The 1,845-nt window shown below is 58.9% G+C and carries 1 protein-coding gene and 1 pseudogene; both read left to right on the top strand.

Annotation, left to right across the window (positions count from 1 at the left end; translation table 11 throughout):
* Window positions 1–129: 129 nt before the first annotated feature.
* Window positions 130–726 (top strand): annotated as a pseudogene (locus ACOCD2_RS18330) (Fic family protein); the annotation flags it as partial.
* A gap of 456 nt (window positions 727–1,182) precedes the next feature.
* A complete protein-coding gene (locus ACOCD2_RS18335; protein WP_419586568.1) occupies window positions 1,183–1,470 on the top strand; it encodes a KfrB domain-containing protein in 288 nt (95 codons plus the stop codon).
* The last annotated feature ends 375 nt before the right edge of the window (window positions 1,471–1,845 follow it).

Below are 1,845 nucleotides of genomic sequence, written 5' to 3' on the forward strand. Positions count from 1 at the left end.
CATAAAGAATCAGGAACGGGAAGAGAAGCGCCAAGAGCAGTTAAGGTTGGCGGGACTCTGACAATAGCCCCCTCCGGGGGCTTTCATCATACTACCCGCTCTGCGGGTAGTATTTGATTTCAGTATGAGCCGGCCGAGTTCTCCGGGGTAATCGCCGATTTTTCGGCCGCAGCGTCCCGCCTGGCTGGAAGGGTGGAGGCCTTGGCCGATGTTTCCCGCCAGGAGATCACCGTCGATCTGATGGTGAGCGAAGCAGTGAAGACGATGGAGATCGAGGGCGAACGCCTCGATCGTGAATCGGTCGTCAATTCCATCGCCGCGTTGATGGGGTTCGTCCAGGGTAAAGGATTTTCTTGGGACCAGAAAGCCGAAGGTATCGCTCAATTGATGGCCGATGTTCGGCAGAACTGGGGGCAGCCGCTAACCCACAATCTGCTATTTGCCTGGCAGGAGGCTGTGGTGCCTGAATCCCCTCTCTTCCCCGCCAAGCGTGGCGCGTACCGCGATGAAGAAATGGACGTCGTATCTGGGGCGATCGGTCGCTTCAAGGTCCATTACCATGCGCCGCCGCCCGATCGTGTCGAGGCGGAGATGGATCGATTCATTGACTGGTACAACGAATCGCGCAATGAGTTGCCAGTGCCGATCCGTGCGGGGATTGCGCATTTGTGGTTCGAGACGATCCATCCCTTCGACGACGGGAATGGGCGGGTAGGGCGCGCAATCGCCGATCAGGCATTGTCTCAAGGCCTGGGGTTCCCGACGCTCGGCTGTTTGGCAACAGCCATTGAGCAGAATAAAAAGGCCTATTACCGCGAACTGGGCGATGCCCAGAAAGGCGATGGCCACATCCAGAACTGGCTGGGTTTCTTCACCAGGATGGCCCTCGATGCACAGCAGATTGCGCTCAAGCAGGTCGATTTCATCCTGGACAAAGTTCGTTTCTTCGATCGATTTGGCGATCAACTGAACGAGCGGCAGCAGAAAGCGCTCGATGCGGTTTTTCGGCGTGGGCCTGATCGTGTAAAGCGGGGAATCACGCCCAAGGACTACATGAAGATCACCAAATGCCCAGAGCGTACAGCACACCGGGATATCGCCGGTCTGGCGGCAATGGGAGCCATCGCCAAGGTGACTGGCACGGCCACACGCAATGTCCGTTACGAGATTGCACTGGCCAGTATGCGCCAGGCGCTGGATCGCTCTGGTGTGTCCGACCAGGCACAGGCATTGTTCGAGGCGTCCGGTGCACAAGGCGCCTTGTATCCGGCCAATCCGGCAATCCGCTACGACGGTCCAGTGATCGCTACCAACGAGCAGCACGCGATCCAACAGGTCGCGTCCCGGACTTTCGTCGCGCACCCCATTCAATCACTGGATGATCGTCCCGAGGTCGGGACGGTCGTTTCCATCCACCACGGCCGCGTAACGACCCCGGCGCCCCGAGACGAGCGCGGCATTACCCTGTAAGGAGGCCCATGGCAGATGACTTACGATTCCACCCTTTACAGTTCCGCCAAAGACCAACGAATCGACGAGGCGGTATCTGAGCTCTTCGAGCAGAACGATCCCACCGATCTGGCGTCCGTCCACCAGGCGCTGTACCAGGGCGACGTCAGCCGCACCGACATCCCGCTGCCAGCCATGGAGAGCGAAGCGAAGGCTGGTAGTCCCCAGTAGCCGCGAGGCCGCACTGTTTTCCCGGCGTGCCTTGCGCCAGAGGGAAAATAAGCAAGCGTGTCTTCGGCCTCGTGATAGATTTTGGGGTCGAGTAGATGGGCGTATCTCGCCAGACGCTCTATCGCTATGTCGGCCCGGACGGTGAGTTAAGGGAATACGGTAAAC

The organism is Thiolapillus sp. (assembly GCF_048562965.1).
GTDB lineage: Bacteria > Pseudomonadota > Gammaproteobacteria > Chromatiales > Chromatiaceae > Thiolapillus > Thiolapillus brandeum_A.

Bases quoted from the DNA above. Each gene is read 5' to 3' on its own strand.
- ACOCD2_RS18335 (WP_419586568.1), top strand. From the start codon at position 1,183: ATGCGCCAGGCGCTGGATCGCTCTGGTGTGTCCGACCAGGCACAGGCA.